Annotated in this window: 10 protein-coding genes; 3 read left to right on the plus strand and 7 right to left on the minus strand. The window is 65.8% G+C overall.

The window, feature by feature from the left end; genetic code table 11:
• Nucleotides 1–290: 290 nt before the first annotated feature.
• The 7 genes from LZC94_21370 to LZC94_21400 form a co-directional block, all read right to left on the minus strand.
• Nucleotides 291–1133: an alpha/beta hydrolase gene (locus tag LZC94_21370; GenBank protein ID WXB19762.1), complete on the minus strand. Its 843-nt coding sequence runs from the start codon at nucleotides 1131–1133 to the stop codon at nucleotides 291–293.
• Between the two features lie 155 nt (nucleotides 1134–1288).
• Nucleotides 1289–2518: an MFS transporter gene (locus LZC94_21375; protein ID WXB19763.1), complete on the minus strand. Its 1230-nt coding sequence runs from the start codon at nucleotides 2516–2518 to the stop codon at nucleotides 1289–1291.
• Nucleotides 2519–2548: 30 nt separating this feature from the next.
• Entirely contained in the window at nucleotides 2549–3628 is a 1080-nt protein-coding gene (locus LZC94_21380; protein WXB19764.1) for a cupin-like domain-containing protein, read from the minus strand.
• Between the two features lie 47 nt (nucleotides 3629–3675).
• The gene (locus LZC94_21385; GenBank protein WXB19765.1) at nucleotides 3676–4575 is read right to left on the minus strand and encodes a phytanoyl-CoA dioxygenase family protein; all 900 of its coding nucleotides are present in this window, start codon (nucleotides 4573–4575) and stop codon (nucleotides 3676–3678) included.
• 35 nt (nucleotides 4576–4610) lie between these two features.
• Complete coding sequence (locus LZC94_21390) at nucleotides 4611–5669, minus strand: hypothetical protein (protein ID WXB19766.1); 1059 nt, start codon at nucleotides 5667–5669, stop codon at nucleotides 4611–4613.
• Between the two features lie 2 nt (nucleotides 5670–5671).
• Nucleotides 5672–5896: an MbtH family NRPS accessory protein gene (locus LZC94_21395; protein WXB19767.1), complete on the minus strand. Its 225-nt coding sequence runs from the start codon at nucleotides 5894–5896 to the stop codon at nucleotides 5672–5674.
• An 88-nt stretch (nucleotides 5897–5984) separates the two neighbouring features.
• Complete coding sequence (locus tag LZC94_21400; protein ID WXB19768.1) at nucleotides 5985–20855, minus strand: non-ribosomal peptide synthase/polyketide synthase; 14871 nt, start codon at nucleotides 20853–20855, stop codon at nucleotides 5985–5987.
• A gap of 263 nt (nucleotides 20856–21118) precedes the next feature.
• On the opposite strand from LZC94_21400, the gene LZC94_21405 reads away from it, so the two are divergent.
• The 3 genes from LZC94_21405 to LZC94_21415 are packed head-to-tail and all read left to right on the plus strand — an operon-like array spanning nucleotide 21119 to nucleotide 23977.
• Entirely contained in the window at nucleotides 21119–22054 is a 936-nt protein-coding gene (locus tag LZC94_21405) for a chlorinating enzyme (protein WXB19769.1), read from the plus strand.
• A 13-nt stretch (nucleotides 22055–22067) separates the two neighbouring features.
• A complete protein-coding gene (locus LZC94_21410) occupies nucleotides 22068–22835 on the plus strand; it encodes a 2OG-Fe(II) oxygenase (protein ID WXB19770.1) in 768 nt (255 codons plus the stop codon).
• Nucleotides 22836–22894: 59 nt separating this feature from the next.
• Nucleotides 22895–23977, plus strand: coding sequence for an alpha-hydroxy-acid oxidizing protein (locus tag LZC94_21415; GenBank protein WXB19771.1), 1083 nt, complete (start codon nucleotides 22895–22897; stop codon nucleotides 23975–23977).
• The last annotated feature ends 7 nt before the right edge of the window (nucleotides 23978–23984 follow it).

Genomic DNA, 23984 nt, shown 5'->3' on the forward strand with positions numbered 1-23984 from the left:
ACACGGAAATCCGCGTCACCCACGCCGGCAGTCGCTGCACGGTTTGCTCCGTATCACGCTAATACCAATGATATAGCTATAGCCAACAGTGTGGAATAAAAAGCAACTTTTGGGTGATGGCGCGGGTTGATCACACTTTGGCGCAGTCCGTACACGATATCCAACCAGCCGCGCCGCGAGGCGGATTCCAGGGAGCGGGATCGAGCCGGATTTTCGATGCGGCTCCCCTCACCTTACGCACAGCTGAGCGTGAAACTATACTCACACTGCACGGCGCTCTCGAACCGGAATCACATTCGTCCGGCGGCGACTTTCTCCAGAAATCCCTGGATACTGGCCGCTAGCTCCCCCGCCATTTCGAACTGAATCGCGTGCGCCGTTGGGAGCTCCTCGATCTCGGCGGCGGGTTGGAGCGCCGAGACCAGCTTTCGAACCTCCTCGGTGTGGACCATGCGATCGTGACTCGCCAACACGACCTTGAGAGGCCGGTCGACCTTTCCGAGGGCGTCCTGCCAAGGAAAGTCGATTGTCGCAGATCGTGGCGACGTGTAGACGAGCTTGTCGGGATCCGCGTCGATGAACTCGATCCAACGCGGAACGCTCGTAAAATCCTCCGGTCTCACTTCGGCACGTATGATGGGTTTTGTAAAATTTTCGGGAGAGAAAAGGTGGCTCACTCGAAATACGGCCAAAGCGAACTTCGCTTGCATTTCCTCGCGCGGGACGAAGCCGGGTGTTTCGAGCAGGAGTCCATCGAGCAATTCAGGCCGTTTTGCCGCGAGCACGGTGGCCGGCAAGGCGCCGAAACACCAGCCGACGAGTACGATGTTGCGATAGTGCGGTCGGCATTGTTCCAGCACCTGCTCGAAGTCGGCAATGCAACGCTCCGCGGACGACAAATCCCCGCGGTCTTCGCGGTTCATTCCGCTGCCGCGCCGGTCGATCGCCAGAAACGTCGTGTTCTCGTGCTGGACCACGTGGTCCGCCAGGACGGCTTGCCACCCCGAGTGGCTTACACCTCCGTGCAAAAATACCACCAAATGCTCGCCAGACGCGGGTCCCCAAACACGTGAATGGAGCGAATAGCCGTCGCTCATCCGAAGGACCCAGATACCCGATTCGTCGATGTCCATTTCGCCGTTCCTTTTGAGTCGAGTTCAGGTGTCGAGTTCAGGTTTCGTGATTCTTTCTCGCTCGTGCGCAGCGCGAAATCGCCGAAGGCGGTCGGGGGCGGCCCGTCCCGCGGTGCGCGTCCGGACGGAGAAGCATGAATGACGATCCGGCTCCGTCAATCGAGTTGGCGCCGCCACGCGGGGTTCAATGCCCCGCCGATCGCGCAAATGGTCATGATGCCCCCCATCAACATCAACGTGGTAGGCGCGCCGATGCCTCGCGCGATGAGCCCCATGACGGCCGTCCCCAGCGCAATGACGCCGAAATACAAAGCCAGGTGCGCCGACGTCGCACGCCCGAGCAGGTGCCTCGGTGTGAGCTCCTGGCGCGACGAGATGAGGAGGATCATCCGCGTGGCCTGGCAGAAACCGGCGGCCACGGCGGCCACGGTCATGGCGGCGGGCGAGTCGGCCGCGCCCGCGAGCCCGAATGCCGCCCCCGTTCCCACCATGCTCCCGACGAAGGTGGTTCCGAGACCGAAATGACGACGCGCCATCGGTGTCGCCAGACCGGCCAGCACCGCGCCGCCGGCCGCCACGGACATGACGAAGCCGATGGTTGCGTCGCCGACCATTGGGTGGCGCTTCAAAGCAAAGACGAACAGCTCGGTCGATGCGGCCGCCCAGAACGTGCTGAGCACCATCAAGGCCGTGAGGGGCCGCAACACCGGGTGGGCGATCAAGAACCGAAGGCCGGCGCTCGCCCCACGCCATCCCTCGGCCGACTCCGCGGCGCGAGGGGGATCGATGGTCGGAGCGGAAAAAGGCAATCGAATGGAGGCCACCATCAGCGCCGAGACGGCGAACGAGGCGGCGTTTGCGGCCACGGCGACGGGCGCGCCCGCGAACGCGCACAGATGACCGGCGAGCGCCGGTCCCAAGAGAAAGGACGTCGCGGCGCTCGTCTGCAATCGGCTATTTGCGGCGATCAATTGGTCCGAGCCGACGAGGTTCGCGACGATCGTGGTGTGCGCGACGTGCGTGATCCCCCCAAGGTATCCTCCGACCGCGGTCGCGATGTACACGATCCACATGTGCGGGCCGATCCGCCACCACCCCAAGGCGAGGAAGAGGTACGCGCACATCCGTCCCAGCTCGCTGCCCAACATCAAACGTCGCGGATTGCCACGATCGCTGATGCCACCGCTCGACAAGCACGCGACGAATGGCCCCATCCAGGACGTGCTCGCGACCAGGGCCATTTGGGTCGCCGATCCCGTGGCTTGAAACACGAGCAGCGGGAGGGCGACGAACGCGAACGAGTCGCCCAGGAGCGAGACGGTCTGTCCGAACCAGAACACTCGGAATGCGCGATTGCTCCAGAGACCATGGGCGGAGCGTTGCATGACGGACGGGACGTCCAAATCGGTTGGAGCTCAGCCCGACCAGGTCGCGTTGTTGGCAAAAACGTGGGCCACCGAAATGTTCGGCGACAACGCCCAGACGCAATGATACCAGCCGAGGGGCAGCACGAGGATGTCGCCCGGCTCGATGATGCACTCCGTCCGAACGGCTCGAGCGAGCAGCGGATACCGCGCGCGATCGAAATGATCGGGATCGATCAACTCGGTATTCAGGCTCACGGACGCGCTATACATGTACGGCGTCTGATCGGGGCAGAAGAGGACGACCCGCTTGCGACCGAAGACCTGCCCGAGGAACACCGGACCACCGTCGCGGTGCAGCCAGGTGCTCGGGTTCTCGCGGGCGGCCGCGCCCATCCAGAGCTGCGGCGGGAGAAAATCGCGCGGCGAGAACCACGGAGACGGTTGAACGTCGGGGAACATGGCGTCCGGGAGCTGGCACCCATTGACATAGGGCGGCCTATCGGTGTTCGGGCTCACGTCGCACATGCGCGCGACGAGCTCGCGCATGGAGATCGAGACTTGGCGCTCGAGCACGACGGTCGTATCGCCGTACTCGCTGGCGACGCGCTCGGGCGTCCACTGGAGGGCGCGCCAGTCCTCCATCATCCCCGCGGCGATCAGCGGTGTATTTCGCGCGAGGACGTCCAAAACCTGGCCCCGCGTCGGCCGGCGCACGCGAGGGACCTCGCGCAGCGGTTCGCCCCGCGGCATGGTGTCGACCGTCCGAAAATACTCGATCGCCTCGGAGTTCGTCTTCAAGAGCAGCGAATAGATCCCGAGCGCGAAGCTGAGATCGCCCTCGACGGCCAGTCGTCCGTCTTGGACCAACGTTCGAAAGTCCGCGCGATAGGACACCAGCTCGAGGAATGTCCCCGACGAGCACCGCACGGAGGCGCGCGCCTCGTTCTCTCCGCTCGGCACGACGCGCGCCACCCCGCTTTCGACCGCGATGTCGCAGGGCTCCCGATCCTCGAAGCCCAGATGGATCACGCCATCCGGCATACCGTCGCGGGCTGGCTGGGGAAAACGGGCCAGGACGTCGTCGAAGCTCGTGTATCTCTTGTTGTTGGGGCTGCGCGAGGCGTACATGTCTTTCTCCGATAGGGCCGAAGGGCCGGCGTCGAGCGCCCGCATCCCTACGGCGTGGGTCCGTCGTCGCGCGTCGAGATGGGGGTGAAGTTCCGGTTTGCGAGGAAGTCCGGGCGCGGTCGTGTGCCGAGCGGCGGCTCCGGAGATAGCGTGTTGTGAACGCTGTTGAAGCAATAAAAGAGGATCGACCTCGGCCATGGGCTCATGTTCGCCGCCGATCCGTGCATGACATTGCAGTCGGAGACGATGATCGTCCCGGCCTTGCCGAGCGCCTGAACGACGCCACGTTCTTGGATCGCTCGTCCCAAGAGCTCCCGATCGGGCGCCGTGTAGTCCTGGGTCCTCAGGTCTTCTTTGTAGTTCAGATCGGGCGTCGCCTGGATGCAGGGGACGAAGACCTCGTGCGAGCCCGGCACGAAGAGGATCGGTCCATTGAGGGCCGAGCTCTCGTCGAGCAGCACCGCGACGGAGAGCGCCCGCATGGCGGGCATTCCGTCCTCCGTGTGCCAGATCTCGAAATCGGAGTGCCACCAGAAGTCGCCGCCGCGCAGAGGCGCCTTGAAGTTGATCCGCGACTGGTGGACGTAAACGGCGCCGCCGAGCAGCTGGTTGGCGATGCCCAAGATGCGCGGATCGCGCGCCAGATTCGCGAAGAGCTCCGCGTTGCGGTCGACCTTGAAGATCGTGCGGACGGTTTGATCGCTCTTCTCGTAGACGCGCTCCTGCTGCGCATCGCCGCGGAGGGCCTCGGCCTCGCGACGCCATTCCGTGGCCTCGCGCTCCGGGATCCAATCGTGTAGAAGGATGAAGCCGTCGCGCTCGTAGCGGCCGACCTCCTCGGAGCTCAGAGGACCTCCTGCGCTTCGGTCCCAGATGACCGGATCGCGACGATTCGACGCCGGAACGCGCGTGCGGAGCCGAGACGGATACCTCAAAGCGTCACTCATGGCTGCATTTCCTCTTCCTATTCAAAGGCGGAAGTTCACTGTCCGTGCACGGCGCGAGCCTGGGCGCTGGCGTGCCAGTATTCGGCATTGAGGACCGCGCCGCCCGCGGCGCCGCGGATCAGGTTGTTGACCACGTAGTTCAGTCGTACGTCGTAGACTTCGTCGTCCGTCGAAACATTCCCGACGGCGATGGCCATGCCCTCCGCATGCCACGCGTCTTGGGACGGCCTCGGGCGCCCCGGCTCCTCGATGACGATCAACGGTCGAGCGGGGGCCGATGGAAGCTTCAGAGCCTGGAGCGGGGCATACGCCGCGAGGCGCTCCCGCACATCACCGGAATCGAGACCCCGCCGCCGCGTCTTGACCCGGACATCGACATAGTGCCCTTCCTGCACGAACACGCGCTGGCAGCTGACCGAGAGCCGGCACGATACGGGCAGGATTTTGTGGACCTCTCGGAAAATGTAGGTCTCCGTATTTTCGCTCGATCCGTGCAGAGGATAGACGTTGCCGACGACCAGATCGGGCGGATACTTCGCATCCCCGCGCCCCGAAAGCGATTGGAACGTGGTCACCGACACCTCGTCCAGCCCGTACGCGGACTCGAGCGCCGCCAAGACCAGGCACAGCCCCGAGCTGACACAGTTCGGATTCTTCACGAAGCGGTTCTCGCCGATGGCGGCGCCGTTGATCTCCGTGACCACGAGCGGATTGTTCGACTCGAAGCGCCCGTGGGGGCTGTTCGAGAACACCCGTCGATTGTGCGCCAGCAAGGTGTCTTCGAGCTCGCCGGCACGCTCCGGGATCGACGAAAATACGACCTCGATATCGGCCTGGGCGAGTCGTTCGAACGTATCCACCCGCCGATCGGCGAGGAGCGCCGGACAGGGGTCGATCGTCCACGTATCCAATCCGTAATGGCGCGCGAGCGCCTCCTCTTTGCGCTCCCACACCGCGCCGTAGGCTTCGCCGGCCGAGCTCGACGTACCTACCAACATGGCGAGCTCGAACCACGGGTGCTCCACCAGCATCCGCGCGAGCCGTCGACCCACGGCTCCTGTTGCGCCCAAAATGGCGACGGGTCTCTTGCGCATGGTCACGACGTGAGTGATTTGCCTTGATCCATGGCGCGGCGCAAACTGGCGGGGCGCATGTCCACCCAGACTTCGCGGATATGGGCCAGACACTCGGACTTGCTCCCGACCTTGCCCGTCTCCCGCCAACCGGCGGGCAGCGGCCGATCGGCGAACCAAATGGAGTACTGCTCCTCGTGATTCGTCACGACCTTGTACGAGCGCCCTGAATCGTCGTCGTCACTCATATGCTTCTCCAATCGAGATCGTTCACGATGAAGGGAGCTTCATCGCCCCGGCGAGCCTGATGCTGACACACGGTAGGGTTAATGTTCGTTATTTGATCTCCCCCTCTTCGAGCTCTCCGTCGGCGGTCGGGAGGATCGGCCCGGACGCCGCGCCGAGCATGCGCAGCACCTCGGCCAGCGCGGAGACGGTCCTCGCCTCGAAGATCGCACGAAGCGGGAGCCGCACGTGGAGCTCGCGGGAGAGCCGTGTCATGACCTGCGTCGCGAGGAGCGAGTGCCCGCCCAGGTCGAAGAAGTCGTCGTGCGCCCCAACGGTCTTCAGGCCCAACACCTCGCGGAAGACGGAAGCGACGGCTCTCTCGATGGGGGTGCGCGGTTCCACCGAGGGCGAGCCTTCGAGGGCCTCGTCCGCCCCCGGGGCGGGGAGCGCCCTTCGATCGAGCTTACCGTTGCGGGTGATGGGCATCGCCTCGAGCCACATGAACGCCGAAGGCACCATGTAGCTCGGGAGCTTACTTTGGAGCTCACGTCGCAGCTCGCTCCCCGCCGGCCGCGCGCCGTCGCCCGTCCGCTCGAGGAGATAGGCGACGAGGCGCTTGTCTCCCGGCGTGTCTTCGCGCACCACCACCACCGCGTCCCGCACCCGAGGATGCGCGCGCAGTGTGGCCTCGATTTCCCCGAGCTCGATCCGGTTTCCGCGGAGCTTTACCTGGTGATCGCTGCGCCCCAGATACTCCAAGGTCCCGTCTGCGCGAAAGCGGCATCGGTCACCGGTCTTGTAGAGACGCCCTCCAGGCGCGGTGGCCAGCGGGTCGGGTAAAAAGGTCTCCGCCGTCAGATCCGGCCGCCCGACATAGCCGCGCGCGAGCTGTACACCCCCGATATACAATTCTCCGACGACGCCGGTGGGGACCGGGGTTAGAGCGTCGTCGAGGACATAGAGCGTCGTATTCCAGATTGGTCTCCCGATGGGGACGACCGCGCCGCCGCCGAAGGCCGCCGTGCAGGGCCATGCGCTCACGTCGATCGCCGCCTCGGTCGGTCCGTAGAGATTGCAGATGCGCGCCGCGGGCAGCCTGTCCGAGAGTTGCGCGACCAACGACGAAGAGAGCGCCTCGCCGCCCGAGAGCACCAGCCGGAGCGAGCGACACGATTCGAGCTCCGAGGCTCCGACCATCGCCGCGAGCAGCGATGGCACGCCTTGGAAGATCGTCACGCCATGCAGGGCGATCTGCTCCACCAAGTACGGCGGATCGCCGTGCCCTTCGGGTCGCGCCATGACCAGCTTGGCCCCCGAGATCAGGGGCAAATACAGCTCGGTGCCCGACGCGTCGAAACCGAACGGGGTCTTTTGCAGGAAGACATCCGTCCCGGTCACGGAGAAGGTCGCGAGCATCCACGCCATGTGGTTGCAAACCGCGTGATGGCTCACCATGACCCCTTTGGGCTTCCCGGTCGAACCCGACGTGTAGATGACATACGCCAGGTTGTCGGGCGACACGCGAGCGGGTGGTGCCGTTTGCGAAGCTCGGGCCTGATCGATCCACGCTCCATCGAGCGCGAAGGCCGAAATACCCTCCACGACGGGCGCATCGGTGCCGTGGGTGAGCATCATCCGCACCCCCACATCGCGCGCGATCGACGCCAGCCGTTCGCGCGGAGACGTTGGGTCGAGGGGCACGTACGCGCCGCCCGCTTTGAGGACGCCGAGCAGCCCCACCACCATCTGAATGGATCGCTCCGAACAGATCCCCACCCGCACTTCGGGCCCGACCCCATGGGACCGAAGGGCGTGCGCCAATCGGTTCGCGCGTTGGTCGAGCTCGCGGTACGTCACGTGCTCCCGTTCGAAGACCACGGCGATGGCGTCGGGAGACCGCGCCGCTTGCCGCTCGAACAGCTCGTGGATGCAAATGTCGGTGGGGAGCGGCGCGCGGGTGTCGTTCCAGCTCACGAGCACTTGCTCGCGCTCGGCGGCCGTCATGAGCGGGAGCTCCGCGATGCGCCCGCCGGGATGGAGCGCGATGGCGTCCAGCAATGTCTCGTAATGAGCCGCGAGCCTCTCGATGGTCGCCGCATCGAAGAGGTCCGTGCGGTACTCGATGGTTCCTTGGATCGAGCCATTCACCTCGACGAGAAGGAGCGACAAATCGAACTTGACCGCCGCCCGTTCGACATGGAGCGCGCTCGAGGTCAGATCGGGGAGGGTCAAAACCGAAGGCACCGCGTTGTTCAACGCGAACTCCACTTGGAAGATGGGCGATCGGCCCATGTCCCGATCGGGCGACAGCTCCTCGATCAACCTCTGAAAGGGAATGTCCTGGTGGGCATATGCGCCGAGGGTCACCTCACGCACGTGCGACAGCATCTGCTGAAATGTCCACAAGGGTGAAATTTCGGCGCGAAGGGCGAGCGTGTTCGCGAAGAAGCCGACCAGACCTTCCAGCTCGGTGCGCGAGCGATTCGCGATGGGTGAGCCCACGACGATGTCCGTCTGGCCCGTATAACGCCATATCAATGTTTGGAACGCCGCCAGGAGGGTCATGTACAGGGTCGCGTTTTCACGGCGGCTCAGGATCGCGAGCTTCGACGACAACGCCTCCGGCAACGACATCGCATACGATGCTCCGCCGTGGCTCCGAATCGCCGGACGAGGGCGATCCGTCGGTAGCTCCAGCGCCGGCGGGGCGCCGGCCAGTTGCTTTCGCCAATAGGCCATCTGCGTCTCGAGCACGGGGCCCGAGAGCCAGCGCCGCTGCCACGCGGCGTAATCGCCATACTGAATCGGCAAATCCGCGAGCGGCGACCGGGTGCCCCGAACCGCCGCGGGATAGAGCGCGCCGAATTCGCGCACCAGCACGCCCATCGACCAGCCGTCCGATACGATGTGATGCATCGTGAGCAGCAAAACGTGCTCGTCGGGCGCGCATCGCAAGAGCGTCACGCGCAGCAGCGGCCCCGATGCGAGCGCGAACGGCCGCCCTGCCTCTTCGGCGGCGCGTCGCTGGATCTCCGGTTCGCGCGCGCCGGCTTCGAGCGATTCGAGCGAGATGACGGAGAGGGCGACCGTGATCTCGTCCGCGATCGCCTGACGGGGCTCCCCCGCGTGGGCGACGAATCGCGTGCGGAGCACCTCGTGCCGCTGCACGATCTGGTCGAAGGCGCGCCCGACGGCCGCGATGTCGAGGCGTCCGCGCACGCGCAGCGCAAAGGGCATATTGTACGCCACGTTGTCGGGCTCGAGTTGATCGAGGAACCAGAGACGCTCCTGCGCGTACGAGAGTGGCAACGCTTCATCGCGCGACACGACGACGAGCGGCGACTCGGCCATCGGCGCCGCGACCGCCCGCTGCGCCCGTTCGACGTGGTCGCTGAGGGCGGCCACCGTTCGCGCCTCGAACAAAGCCGCCAGCGGCAGCTGAACTTGGAATGCCTTGCGGACGCGCGCCATGACCTGCGTGGCCAAGAGCGAGTGGCCGCCCAAATCGAAGAAGAAGTCGTCGTGCACCCCGACGCGGGTCCGCCCCAAAACCTCCGCGAAGATCCCGGCCACCAGCTCATGGGTCGGGTTCCGCGCGAACGGGGCTTCCTCGACGCTTCGGGCGTGCGCCTGCTCGGGCGGCGGCAGCGCCTTGCGTTCGACCTTGCCGTTGGGGGTCAGCGGCAGCGCGTCGAGCACGACGAACGCCGCCGGCACCATGTACTCGGGCAAGTAGTCGCGCACGTGCTCGCGCAGCCCCTTGGCCGAGAGGGTGTCGTCGCCCACCACATAGGCCACCAGGAGCTTGTCGCCGGGCACGTCCTCGCGCACGACCACGAGCGCCTGCCGAATCGCGGGATGGTCCCGGAGCACGGCGTCGATCTCGCCGAGCTCGATGCGGTAGCCGCGGAGCTTCACTTGCTCGTCGGCCCGCCCCAGGTATTCGAGGTTTCCATCCGGAAGCCACCGGCAACGATCGCCCGTGCGAAACATCCGGGCGCCGGCGTCGCCCGCGAATGGATCCTGAACGAACCTCTCGGCCGTGAGGTCCGGGCGGTGGTGATAGCCGAGAGCGACCCCCACGCCGCCTACGTACAGTTCGCCGGCGACCCCCGCGGGGACCAACTCCCGCCGCGCATCCAGCACATAGGTCCGCACGTTCGAGATCGGACGTCCGATGGGAACGTGATTCCACATTTTGCCCGGCGGCGGAACGAAGCACGTCGCATCCGCGGCCGCCTCCGAACAACCGTAGAGATTGAGGAGCACGCGGTCGGGGAACACCTCGAAGAAACGTTCGCAGAGCTCCGATGCGAGCGCCTCGCCGCTCGACGTCCAGTAGCGCAACACCGGAAGCCGGCGCGCGAGATCCGCCTGGAGCCCCAGCATGGCGCGCAGCAAGGATGGCACCAAGACCAGGCGCGTGACCCGCCTCTCCGCGAGGACGTCCACGAAGAGGCCCGGATCCTTCACGACTTCGTCGGGAACGATGACGAGAGGGACGCCGCGAAGGAGGGGACCGAAGATCTCCCAGATGGCGTCGCCGAACGCGAGGTTCGTCTTTTGCGCGCACACCTCTCCCGGCTCGAAGGGATACGTTCGCCACATCCAAGCAAACCGGTTGACCGCCCCGCGATGCGTGCCGAGAGCCCCTTTGGGCCTCCCCGTCGATCCCGACGTGTAAAGCACGTACGCGACGTCGGACGGACTCGCTGTGTGGACCGGATTGTCCATGCCGTCGGAGCCTCCGTCCGGCTCGTCGATCCGCACGATCGGCACGCCGTGCTCTGCGAGCTCGTCCGCGCTCCTCCCATGGGAGACGAGCAGTGTGGCGCCCGAGTCCTGGAGCATGAAGGCCAATCGATCCCTCGGGTAGGACGGGTCGAGCGGCACGTACGCTCCCCCGGCTTTGAGGATGCCGAGGAGCCCGACCACCATTTCGATCGACCGCTGCACACAAATGGCGACGCGCGAGCCGGGACGGACGCCGTGTGCGCGCAGACGACGCGCGAGCCGGTTCGCTTGCTGATTCAGCTCGCGGTACGTCCGCTGCTCCCCGTGGAAGAGCAGCGCAACCGCGTCGGGCGACGTTTCGGCTTGCGCCTCGAACAGCTCGTGAATGCATCGCGACGGAAACTCCGCGCGCGTACCGTTCCAGGTGACGAGCAGCTGCTCGCGCTCGGCGGCCGTCAGCAGCGGCAGCTCCGCGACGCGCAGGTCGGGATCGGCGACGATGCCTCTCAGCAACGTCTCGTAATGCGACATCAGGCGCGCGACCGTCTCCGCATCGAACAGGTCGGTGCTGTAATCGACATTGCCTTCGATGCCATGCTCGGTTTCGCTCAAATACAAAGAAAGATCGAGCTTGGCCGTCGTTCTATCGGTCGGAATCGTATCCACGCGAAGACCCGGCAAGGTCAACTCCGGCATGGGTACGTTTTGAAGCGCCAGCTCGACTTGGACGATCGGTGAGCGGGCCAAATGCCGCTCGGGCGACAACACCTCCACCAGCTTCTCGAACGGCACGTCCTGGTGCGCGTAGCCGTCGAGGGTCACCTGGCGCACGCGCGCCAGGTGCTGCCGAAAGCTGGTCTCCGGTGAGACCTCGGCCCTCAGGGGCAACATATTGACGAAGAAGCCGATCAGCCCCTCCACCTCGGTGCGCGTGCGATTCGCGATGGGCGATCCCACGACGATATCGGTTTGCCCCGTCACGCGCGACAGGAGGATCTGGAACGCCGCCAGCAAGGTCATGAACAGTGTCGCGTTCTCGCGCCGGCCGAGCGAAACGAGCGCCGCGGCCAGATCGGCGGGCAAGGTCACCGGGTGCGACGCACCACGATAACTTTGCACGGTCGGGCGTGGTCGGTCCGCCGGCAGCTCGAGGACGGGCGGGGCGCCGGTGAGCTGCTCTTTCCAATAGGCCAATTGGCCGTCGAGCACCGCGCCCGACAACCATCGGCGCTGCCACGCGGCATAATCGACGTATTGAATCGGGAGCGCGGGGAGCGGGGACGCCTGGCCGGAGGCGAAGGCGCCGTAGAGCGCACCGAGCTCGCGCACCAGTACGCCCAACGACCATCCATCCGAGATGATATGGTGCGTGGTGAACAGCAAGACGTGATCGTCTTCGGCGCGCCGCAGCAAGGTCGTACGAAGAAGTGGTCCTCGGGTCAGATCGAACGGGCGATGCGCCTCTTCGCGGGTAAGCCGTGCGACCTCCGCGTCTCGGTCGTCTCCCGCGATGGGGATGGTCTCGATCGGGATCGTGATCGCGTCGGCGATCTCCTGCCTGGGCTCCCCGTCGTGCGAAACGAACCGCGTCCGCAAGGTCTCGTGACGCCGCACGATCGCGGCGAGGCTGCGCTCCAGCAAGGCCCGATCGAGCCGGCCGCGGAGACGCAAGGCTCCGGCGATGTTGTAGAATGGACTGTTCGGCTCGAGCTGATTGAGGAACCACAGCCTCTGCTGGGCAAAGGACAGATGCAGCTCTCGGTCGCGGGGGACGGTGGCGATTTGCAGCTCCGACGCCCCCTCGGGGCGCCTCTCTTCCTCGATCCGCTTGCTCAGCGCGGCGAGGGTTGGCACCTCGAACAGCGTCACCAACGGGAACTTGACATTGAAAATCGCTTGAAGTCGCGAGTGCACTTGCGTGGCCAAGAGCGAGTGCCCGCCCAAATCGAAGAAGTCCTCGTGTTTTCCAATCGTATCGAGATCGAGGAGCTCCGACCAAATCCCTGCCACGACCTCCTCGACCGGCGTGCGCGCCTCGGGGTCCACCTGCACGGCGGCCGGCGCTTTCGGCGCGGGCAGCGCGCGGCGATCCAGCTTGCCGCTCGAGGTCCGAGGGAGCTCGCCCAGGACGACGAACGCGGAGGGGATCATGTAGTCCGGCAGCTTTTCGCCGAGGGCACGACGGACGTCCTCCAGCGTTTCGCCCGCGTCGCCCGCGTCGCTCGCGTCACTCGCGTGGTGATGCGCGGCCATGGGAGCGGGCGTGCTTTTGAGCACGATATAGCCGACGAGGCGTTTGCTGCCCCGTTCGTCCTCGAGGGCCACCACCGCGGCGTCACCTACGATCGGTTGCGCGCGCAAGACGCTCTCGATCTCCCCGAGCTCGATACGCTGGCCGCGGATCTTGACCTGATGGCCCTTTCGGCCCAGGTATTCCAAGGTGCCGTCACGTCGCCAGCGGCATATGTCGCCCGTTTTGTACATGCGCTCGCCGGGGGCGAAACCGAATGGAACGGGCACGAACAGCTCGGCGGTGAGATCGGGTCGCTCGAGGTATCCGCGCGCGAGCTGCGCGCCACCCAAATACAATTCTCCCGCCACGCCCACCGGGGCCGGCGTCAGCCACTCGTCCAGCACGTACAATTGCGCGTTCCACGGTGGCTCCGCGACGGGGACCACGGGCTCGCCCTCGGCTCGCGGGGAGCGCCAAGCGGTGGCCGCCGCCTCGGTTGGACCGTACAGATTCACGAGCTCGGCGTCCCACGTATCGTGAAAACGGCGGGTCAACGCGTACGGGAGCGCCTCGCCTGCGCTGATGATGCGTTTCACGCTCGTGCATCGATCGCGCCCCATTTCGGCGAGGAAGACCTCCAGAACCGAGGGCACGAAGTGCACGAGTGTCACCCGCTCGCGCTCGATGACGTCCATCACGTAGACGAGGTCCTTGTGACCCTCGGGCCTGGCAACCACCAGCTTCGCGCCGACCATCAACGCGTAGAAGAACTCCCAAAGGGAAACGTCGAAGCTATAGGGGGTCTTTTGGAGCACGACATCCGACGCGTCGAGTGGAAGGAATTCCTGCGTCCAGAGGAGCCGGTTGAGCAATCCCTCGTGCGTGTTCACCACGCCTTTGGGCGTCCCCGTGCTGCCCGACGTATACAGGATATACGCCGCCGATAGCGCATGCGGCCTCGGTGGCGGGAAGGTCGCCTTCGGTGCCTCGCCCCACGCGCCGGCTTCGTCCAGAAGCCACACGGCGTGGTCGGGGCCCGCGGCCAGCTGCACCTTCTCCTTCAAAGCTCGCTGCGTGAGGACCACCGTCGGCCGCGCGTCTTGGATCATCCATCGAAGTCGGTCGATCGGATGACTCGGCTCCAACGCGACATAGGCGCCGCCGGCCTTCAAGATCCCGAGCAGGCCCACGACCATCTCCAGCGAGCGCTCCACGCAGATCGCCACGTGCGCGTCCGGCCCAACGCCGCGCGCGCGAAGGTGGGCGGCCAGGTGCTCGGCGCGACGATTGAGCTCATCGTAGGTGAGCCGCTCATTTTCGAAGACGACGGCGACGGCCTCCGGCCTCCTCGCCGCTTGCTCCGCGATCCGCTCGTGCATGAGCGGGCGCGCCGGGTACGCGGTGCGGGTCTCGTTCCACCCGCGCAGGAGCTGCTCGCGCTCTCGAGGGCTCGACACCGGCAGTTCCCAAATGCGCTGCTCCGCGTTCGCCACGATGCCGTGCAGCAAGTTTCGATAGTGCTCCACCAGCCGCTCGATCGTCACGCGATCGAACAAGCTGGTGTCGTAGACGAGGTTGCCTCGGATCCCATCGTCCGTCTCCGTCAACATCATGTTCAAATCGAACTTGGCGATGGCGTTGTCCGTCTCGATGACCGAGAGGGAGACGTTCTCCAGCTTCAATTCGCCCATCGGCACGTTTTGGAGCGCGAGCATGACCTGGTACACGGGCGGCCGGCTCGGATCCCTCTGGGGCGACAGCTCCTCCACCAGCTTCTCGAACGGGATGTCTTGGTGCGCATAGGCCCCCAACGTGATCTCGCGCACGCGCTCGAGCAGCTGCGTGAAGCGCAGATCGGCGGTCACGTGCGTCCGCAGGGCCAAGGAGTTGATGAACAGGCCAACGACCCCCTCCCATTCGCGGCGCGTTCGATTCGCGATCGGCGAGCCAACCACGATGTCGTTCTGCCCCGTGTAGCGGAAAAGCAAAGCTTGGAACGCCGCGAGCAACGTCATGTACAAGGTCGCGTGTTCCCTGCGGCTCACGCGGAGCAAGTCCCCCGCGAGCTCCTTCGAGAGGACGACGGGAACGACCGCTCCACGGAAGCTCTGGAGCGCGGGGCGCGGCCGATCCAGGGGCAGGTCGAGGAAGGGGGCTACCCCCTGGAGTCGATGCTTCCAGTAATCGAGCTGCCTCCCCAGCACATCGCCCGTGAGCCACGTGCGCTGCCAGGACGCATAATCCGCATACTGGAGGCGGAGCGCCTCGAGAGGTGACGCGTGGCCATGGCAGAAGGCGTCATACAGCACACCCAACTCGCGAACCAAGATCCCCATCGACCACCCATCGGTGACCAGGTGATGCATGGTCCAGAGCAACACCCCATCGTCCGGGGCGAATTGCAAGAGCGTCACCCGGATGAGGGGAGCTCCGCCGGTCAGGTCGAAGGGCCGCTTCGCCTCCTCGATGACCCGGGCGGCAATTTCGGTATCGCGGTCGTCCGTTCGAAGCTCGATCACCTCGAGAGGGACGTCGAGCTCTCGGGCGATCTCTTGACGCACCCCTTGGGCGGCATCCTCCGTGAACCGAGTCCGTAGCGATTCATGCCTCCGGACCAACTCGCCGAGCGCGCGTGCGAACGGTCCGGTCTGGAGCCGCCCGTTCACCCGCAATGCAAACGGCATGTTGTACATCGCCGTATTCGGATTGAGCTGCTCCAAAAACCACATCCTGTGCTGCGCAAACGACGGTGGGAGCGCGCCTCCTCGCTCCACGCGCCGCGGGGGCAACGGCGAGCTCCCCTCGCCTTCCTCGCGCGCCTGGTCCACGCGCTTCGCCAGCGCGTGCACGGTGGGTGCTTCGAAGAGCGCCCGGAGGGGTAGCTCGACCCCCAGGCTGCTGCGCACCGCGGCCACCACCTGCGTCGCGAGGAGCGAGTGTCCTCCCAGCGCGAAGAAGTCGTCGTGGGCCCCGACGTTCCCGACCCCGAGCGTCTCCTCGTAAATACCACACAAAAGCTGCTCGGTGACGCCTTGGGGCGCGACGAACGCGTCGTCCGATTTTTCCTCCAGCTCTCGGTTCGAGAGCGCCTTCCGGTCCACCTTTCCATTGGGCGTCAGGGGCAGCGACGGGAGCACCACCCAGGCCGATGGCATCATGAACGCGGGCAACTTCTCGCTCAGATACGGGCGCAGCGCGGCGGCCGAAGTGGCCCCGTCCAGGACGACATAGGCGACGAGCTGCTTCTCCCCTTCCCGCTTCCGCACGGTCCGAACGACCACGGCGGCTTGGCGCACCTGGGGATGCGTGAGGAGGGCGCTCTCGACTTCGCCGAGCTCGATGCGATGTCCCCGAATCTTGACTTGGTCGTCCAATCGACCCAAAAATTCAATCGCCCCATCGGCGCGATAGCGACAGAGATCCCCCGTTCGATAGACGCGAGCCCCCACCGCGCTCGAGAACGGATCGTCGATGAACCGCTCGTGCGTGGCCGCGGGCTGGCCAAAATAGCCGCGGGCCAGGCCGTCGCCGCCGATCAGCAGCTCCCCGGGCACGCCGATGGGGACCGGTTCGAGATGCCGATCCACGATGTACACCCGGGTGTTGGCGATCGGACGGCCAATGAGGACCGCTCCCTGGGCGCGCAGCGGGTGCATGGTGGACCAGATCGTCGTCTCGGTCGGTCCGTACATGTTCCATACGCGCCCGCCGCATGCCGTCAGACGCTGCGCGAGGTCGTCCGAGAGCGCCTCGCCGCCGACCAGGATCGTGAGCGCGGAGGAGCCCTGCCAGCCCGCGTCGAAGAGCATCCTGAAGGTCGAAGGGGTCGCCTGAATCACCGTCGCCCGGCGCTCCTCGAGCTGGCGACGAAGCATCGCGCCGTCGCCGGCGGTCTCGCGGGCCGCGATCTCCACGGAGGCCCCGTGGGCGAGCGGGAGCCAAAGCTCGAGACCTGCGATGTCGAACGAGAGGCTCGTCACGGCGAGCAGTCGATCGGACGCACCAAACCCCGTGGAGCGCGCCACGGACGTCAGGACGTTCACGAGGCTACCGTGCTCGATGGCCACCCCCTTGGGCTTTCCGGTCGAACCCGACGTATAGATGACGTACGCGAGGTGCCATGGCCCGGCCGTCGGGGGCGGATTGTCGTGCGGGGCGCCATCCATCTCCGCGAGGTCGATCCGAAGCACGCGGCCGCGATCGAGCGCGAGCGCTTCGTCCAATGAGCCGTCGGTCACGATCACCGACGGGGCGGCATCCTCGAGCATGAACGCGAGCCGGTCCTTGGGGTACGTGGGGTCGAGCGGCACGTAGGCGCCGCCCGCCTTCAGAATACCCAGGAGACCGACGAGCATATCCATCGAGCGCTCGACGCAAATTCCGACGCGCACGTCGGGGCCGACCCCGCGCGAACGCAATCGATGCGCGAGGCGGTTCGCGCGACGATTCAGCGCGGCGTACGAGAGCTCGCTCCCGTCGAAGACCGCAGCGAGCGCGTCGGGCGTCTTCTCCGCCTGCTCTTCGAACAGCCGATGGACGCATCGGTGCCCGAGGTATGGCGCGGCCGTCTGGTTCCAGAGCGTCACCAGCTCGTGGCGCTGCGTGGAGGGCAGCACCGGCAATTGGCTGACCCGGCGCTCGGGCGCCGCCAAGATACTTTGCAGGAGAACACGGAGTTGTTCTTCCAGCCTCTGAATGCGCAGCCCATCGAAGATATCGGTGCGGTAGCGCAGCGAGCCGACGAGCTCCTCGTCGGTGTCGACCAGGGTGAGGGCGAGATCGAGCTGCGCGGAGCGCACGGGAAGCGCGATCGATTCGATCTCCAGGTCACCGAGCTGCACGCGGCTCCCGCTCCGACCCGCGATGAACCCGGCGAGCTCTCTCTGGCGCGGCTTCTCGAGCTGGAAGGTCACGTCGAAGAAGGGCAAACGGCTGGGGTGCCGCGGCGGCGCGAGCTTCTCGACCAAGAGCGAGAATGGATAGTCCTGGTGCTCCATGCCACCGCGGACGGAGCGGTGCATGCGCGCGAGCGTCTCGACGAAGGTGGGATCGTCGTCGAAGCGCCCTCGAACGACGAAGGGATTGATCAAGGAGCCGACGGATCGCGAAAAGCTCGCGTGCCGGCGCCCGGCGGCCGGTGAACCCACGAGGATATCCGCCTGCCCGCTCAGCCGATGCAACAGGACTTCGAACGCGCTCAGGACGAGCGTGTACAAGGTCACCCCCGAGGCGCGCGCAAACGCCTTGAGCCTTTGCGTGAGCTCGCGATCGACGACGATGTCGCGCGCGGCGCCCGCGTGGCTCTGCACCATCGGACGAGGTCGATCGACGGGGAGATCGAGCCATGGAAGCTCCCCACCCAGCTCGTCGCTCCAGTAGGCCAGCGCGCCCGCGCCTTCCACGTCCGTCGCCCGATCGCGCTGCCATCGCGCGTGGCTCGCCCCCGGCACGGGCGGCAGGTCCGCGCCGATGCCCGCGCGCATCGCCGTGTAGAGCGCGCCGAGCTCCTCGGCCAGGATCTGGAGCGACCATAGATCGACGGCGATGTGATGGGCCGTGACGACCAGGACGAAATCATTCGATGCCAAACGAAATAACCGCGCGCGGAAGACGGGCCCATTCGCCAGATCGAAGGGGCGATGAATCTCCTCTGCGACAGCGTCCGCGAGCTCGCCCGCGGAGCGCGCGTTCGTCTCCGTGACGGCAAAGGCATTTGCCGCGGGCTCGCCGGCGCGGCGGCGCAGCTCACCCTCGATCGCGACATACGTGCTGCGCAACCCCGGGTGGCGCTCGAGCAGACGTCGAAACGCGCCCTCCATGGCGGCCGTGTCCAACGATGCCCCGATGGTGCCCGCGAACGCGACGTGATAGGCGGAGCTCTCGGGCGCGGATTGATGGAGCAGCCACATCGCGCGTTGCCCGTACGACGGATCCTCGAGCTCGCCCGGGGCGACGTCCGGCGGCGGGGGCGCCGCAAGCTCCCCCGTGGCGTTGGCGATCCGAGCGGCCAATTCACCGATGGTCTGTCCATCGAACCAGAGCTCGAGGGGCAGCTGGACCCCCATATCGCGCTCGAGCCGATGCTGAAGGTCCACCACCGACAAAGAATCGAGCCCGATCTCCGACAGCCGTCGATCGCGCGCGATCGACGAAATGTCGCTTCGCAGCGCGGAGGCGATGCCCATGGATAGATACGATTCGATCGCCGCGGCCGAAGGAGCTTCCCAGCGCCCGAGCACCGGTAGTTGCTCGTTCCACAGCGCCTCGCGTGTGGCCCGGCGCTGCACCTTGCCGCTGGAGGTCTTTGGCAGCGCGTTGGCCCGGATCAAGGCGATGCGGCCAACGGCCACGCCGTGCTCTCGCCCGACGGCGTCGCGGATCGCGCGCAGGAGCTCGTCGAGCGCCTGCCGCCGCCGCTCGCCTCGGTCGGCCGGAACCGCGCGGGGCTCCACCTCCGCCACCAGCGCCAAGGCTTCCCCTTCGTCATGCTCGACCGCGAACGCGGCGACGCCGCCGGGGCGAAGGCTCGGGTGGCATCGCTCGACGGTCTCCTCGATATCCTGCGGGTAGATATTTTGACCGCGAAGGATCACGAGATCCTTGCGTCGACCCACCACATGGATCTCGCCTTCGTACACGAACCCGAGATCCCCGGTGCGCAGAAAGCGCGCTTCGTCGCTCGATTCAGCCAGCTGCGCGTCGAAGGGCTGCGCGTCCGATGACGTGCTTCGATATCCATCGGCGACATTGGGCCCGGCGATCCAAATTTCACCGACGGAGGCCGCACCGCACTCCTTGCGCGACTCCGGGTCGACGATCACCACCCGCTGATTCGCGAGCGGCCGGCCCGCGCTCACCAGCTTACGCGCGCGCGGCGCGTCGCTGAGCGCCACCCGGTTCGACGCCAGCGCCTTCTCGTCGAAGGCCCGAACGCGCGCCGAGGTCCCGAGGCTGCCGGTGGATACGGCGAGCACGGCCTCTGCGAGGCCGTAGCTGGGCTGCAGCGCGCGCGAATCGAGGCCATAGGGGCCGAACGTCTCCGCAAAGCGCCCGAGGGAATCCGGGCGAACCGGCTCCGCCCCGACGATCGCGAGCTTCAGCGCGCGCAAGTCGAGCCCTTCGAGCCGGCCTCGTGCCGCGTGACGCACGCAGAGGTCGAGCGCAAAGTTCGGGCACGCCGTGTAGTCGGCGTTGTAGTGCGCCAGCAACTGGAGCCAACGAAGCGGCCTTCGCAAGAAGGAGAGCGGCGACATGAGCACGGTGTGGCTCCCCAGGAAGGGGCCCATCAGGATCCCGCCGATCAAGCCCATGTCGTGATGAAAGGGCAGCCACATCACCGTGGTGTGCTGCGCCCCGGGCGGGCCCGAGTCGTGCAAATCATGCAAGTCATGCAAATCGTGCAAATCATGCAAGTCATGCAAGTCGTGCAAAATGGGCCGGTACGAGCTCCACATCATCTCCAGGTTCGCGAGCACGTGGTGATGCCGGAGCACGACCCCCTTCGGCGACGACGTCGACCCGGACGTGAATTGGAGCAGCGCGACCGCCGACGCATCGAAGCTCTCCGGTAAAGAAAGGGCGTGGTCGTGTTGCTCGGCGAGAACGTCGCTCGTCAACCACCGCCGCGCGCGCAGCCCCGCGTCCTCGAGCAGCCATGCATTCGCTGCAAGGACGGCGCTCGTGGTCGAGACGAGGACCGGATCGGACGCCTCCAGAATGGATTTCAGGCGAGGCAGCGAGCGCGCTCGTCGCGACGCCTCGGGCGGATACGCCGGCACGGCGATGGCTCCTGCATACAGGCACCCATAGAGCGCGACGATGAAATCGATACCGGGCGTGTAGAGCAACAGAACCCGTTGGCCGGATGCGCCCTCGGCTCGGAGCGCCGCTCCGAAGGCCCGGGCTCGGCGATCGAGCTCGGCATAGGTCAGGCTCACGGCGTCTCCGTCGCCGTCGTGGACGAAAGTGAACGCCTTCGCCTCGGGCCGTTCCTCTGCCCGTCGTCGAACCATGTCCGCGAGATTCTCGAACCGTGCAACCATCGTATGCGCCTCTCGGGTGGGGTGATGCCGCCTCGGGAAACACCGCGTGTTTCGAGCCGCGAGCGTGAAGCACCTCCGTCATTATGGGAGGCGTCCGCCGCATGTTGCGGTTAATCCGCGTTAAATGGCCACGGACGACTTCAGGGCAGGTCGACCGCCGCCGCGACCGTTGCTACGGTGGGTCACCGGCAAGCGGATCGCCGAGGAGTCTCTCCCCTGGAGGAGGCAAACGGATGTTGTCGCGTGAAGATAGAGAATTTTTCGTTACCAATGGTTTTTTGGGCCCCTTCCGAGTCTACGAACCGGCAGAAGTCAAGGAGATGTGGAGACAGGTCCGGCTCCAGGTCCACGACAAGTCTAGGGCCTGTTATCCCACTACCGACATCAATTACGACCGGCATATGGATATATCCATCCTGAGCCGCCACATATCGCACCCTGCCCTGGTGGAGCGGCTTCAAGGCCTCATAGGCCCTGATGTTTTCTGCTGGAGGTCGGAGTTTTTTCCCAAGTATCCCGGCGATGCGGGGACCGAGTGGCACCAAGTGGAGACTTACGCTTATGGCTCCGGGATCCCTTCCCTGGTCCCCACCGTACGACGCGAAAAGACCCCGACCGAGCTCACCATTTGGACGGCGTTCACCGATGTTCCCCGGGAGAGCGGGCCGCTCAAATTCATGCCGGGCTCGCACCGAAAATGGCTCTTCGACGAGAAGCGAAAGCTCGAGAGGTTCGACGGATTGAGCTCCAACGGCGGATTCTTCGGCTATCACTTCGACGAGCTCAAGCTCGACCCGAACCTGGAGCTCGATGAGTCGCAGGCCGCCGTCATGGAGATGGAAGCCGGTCAAGCCGTCATCTTCACCGCGCGCTGCATGCACGGATCGCTCCCCAATACGTCGCGGCGGGCGATGCGCCTCGGTATCGCCACGCGCTATGTGCCCACGGACGTAAAAATTTTCCCCGATCAAACCCGCTTCTCCGAGCATGGGAACGAGTTCGATCTCCGCGATTGGGGCGCCGTGCTCGTCGCGGGCCGAGACGACTACGAATACAACCGGGTCCGCACCCACAACGCGCGCGAAGAGCCGTTCATCACGCAACCGCGCGTCGAAAATGTGGTGACCGCCAGGATCTGCGCGGGCGGTGACCAGTGGGCCGCGGGGTGAGAGGAGCCTTCCGATGCGACAAGTAGTCGAGAATCAGCAATTCGCGATTTACGATGACTTTCTGCCACCCGAAGAGCAGAAAGTATTCTGGGAGTACCTGGAGAACGCCGACTTCCGGCAGGTCCACGTGCCGACTGTGAAGGGCGCCTATCGAATCGAGGACGGGGACATTTTACTTGGACCTCAGCTCATCTGGCCGTTGGTTCCGGTCGAGGCGTATCTCCCGAATTGGAAACAGCTCAAGATGCCGCCGGGGTATCACATCTGCCCGACGGATACGCCCGCCGACGACCTGCTCGCTCGGATCCGCGCGGTCGCTGGAGAGCACCCGAGCTTGATCGGCGCCGAGATGGAGCAATGGATCGGGATCATCGGGCAGCCGCAGATCAACCCCGCCGGGTCGGGCATATCGTGGCACCGCGATCGACGAACCTATGCGGGGGCGTTCGTCTATTATGCGCATCCGGAGTGGAACTCCCAGTGGGGCGGAGAGCTCTTGATCGCCGAGCCCGGGACGGCGGACGGCTTCCATGACGTGCCGAGGGCGCACACGTTCGACAATAGCCTGGAGTCGAAATCACTCCTGCACACGGGAATGGGAACGTATATCGCGCCCAAGCCGAACCGGCTCGTCCTTCTGGCGGGAAAAGATCCTCACAGCGTAGCCAAAGTCACCCAATCGGCTGGACATCGCGTGCGGGTCGGCTTTGCAGGCTTCTTCATCCATCCAACGTACGTCGGCGACCTGCTCAAACGTTTTCAACGGCACAACGACTTGTAATCGACGCCTCGCGACGACCTTTCGAATCGGCAGCATCGGTGCCCCGATGCGTTGAGCCCATGCACGCAATTTTGAATCTCCACGAGTATGAAGCGGCCGCGCGCGCATGCCTCGGCGCAGGCGCTTGGGACTATTTCCAAGGCGGCAGCGAGGACGAGCTCACGCTCGCGGAGAATCGTGCCGCCTTCGGACGCATGAAGCTTCGGCCGCGTGTGCTCGTGGACGTGACCGCGTGTGACACGAGCACCCGCGTGCTGGACGTGCCCGTTGCTTCGCCGATCCTGGTCGCGCCCATGGGATTTCAGCGCCTCGCGCACGCAGACGGCGAGCTCGCCACGACCCGCGCGGCGAGCGGTGCGGGCACGGTCATGGTCGCGAGCACCATGGCCAGCGTGCGCCTCGAAGATCTCGCGGCCGTGCCAGGGTCAACTCTTTGGTTTCAGCTCTATCTCTTTCGTGATCGGGCGATCACGATGGATCTGGTGCGCCGCGCGGAGGCCGCAGGATGCCGCGCGCTCGTCATCACGGTCGACGCACCTCGGTTGGGGCGCCGCGAGCGCGATCTGCGTCGCGGCTTCGCGCTGCCGGACGATTTGCGCGCGGCGAATCTTCCGCCATCCTCGGCCGGGCGGCTCCATGAGGCCGGCGCGAGCGGATCGGCCATCGCGCGGCACGCGCAAAGCAACTTCGATGCGGGAGCGACGTGGGAGACCGTCGCGTGGATCCGATCCATCTCCACCCTTCCCGTGGTGGTGAAGGGCATCCTGACCGCCGAGGACGCGAAGCTCGCGCGGGCCAGCGGTGTGGCCGCGATCGTCGTCTCCAACCACGGAGGGCGGCAGCTCGACGGCGTGCTCGCGGCCATCGAAGCGCTCCCGGAGGTGGTCGAAGCCGTCGCGGGCGGCTGCGAAGTGTACCTCGACGGGGGTGTTCGCCGCGGCACCGATGTTCTCAAGGCGCTCGCGCTCGGGGCGCGCGCCGTGCTCGTCGGCCGTCCGTTGTTGTGGGGGCTCGCGGTCGACGGCGAGGCCGGCGTTCGCCGGGTCCTCGAGCTCCTGCGCGACGAGCTGGCCCTCGCCATGGCCCTCTCGGGAAGGCCGCAGGTGGCGCGGGTGGATCGCTCGCTCGTCAAGTTTCCGTAGAGGGTCG

The sequence above is a fragment of the Sorangiineae bacterium MSr11954 genome (assembly GCA_037157815.1).
Taxonomy (GTDB): domain Bacteria; phylum Myxococcota_A; class Polyangia; order Polyangiales; family Polyangiaceae; genus Pendulispora; species Pendulispora albinea.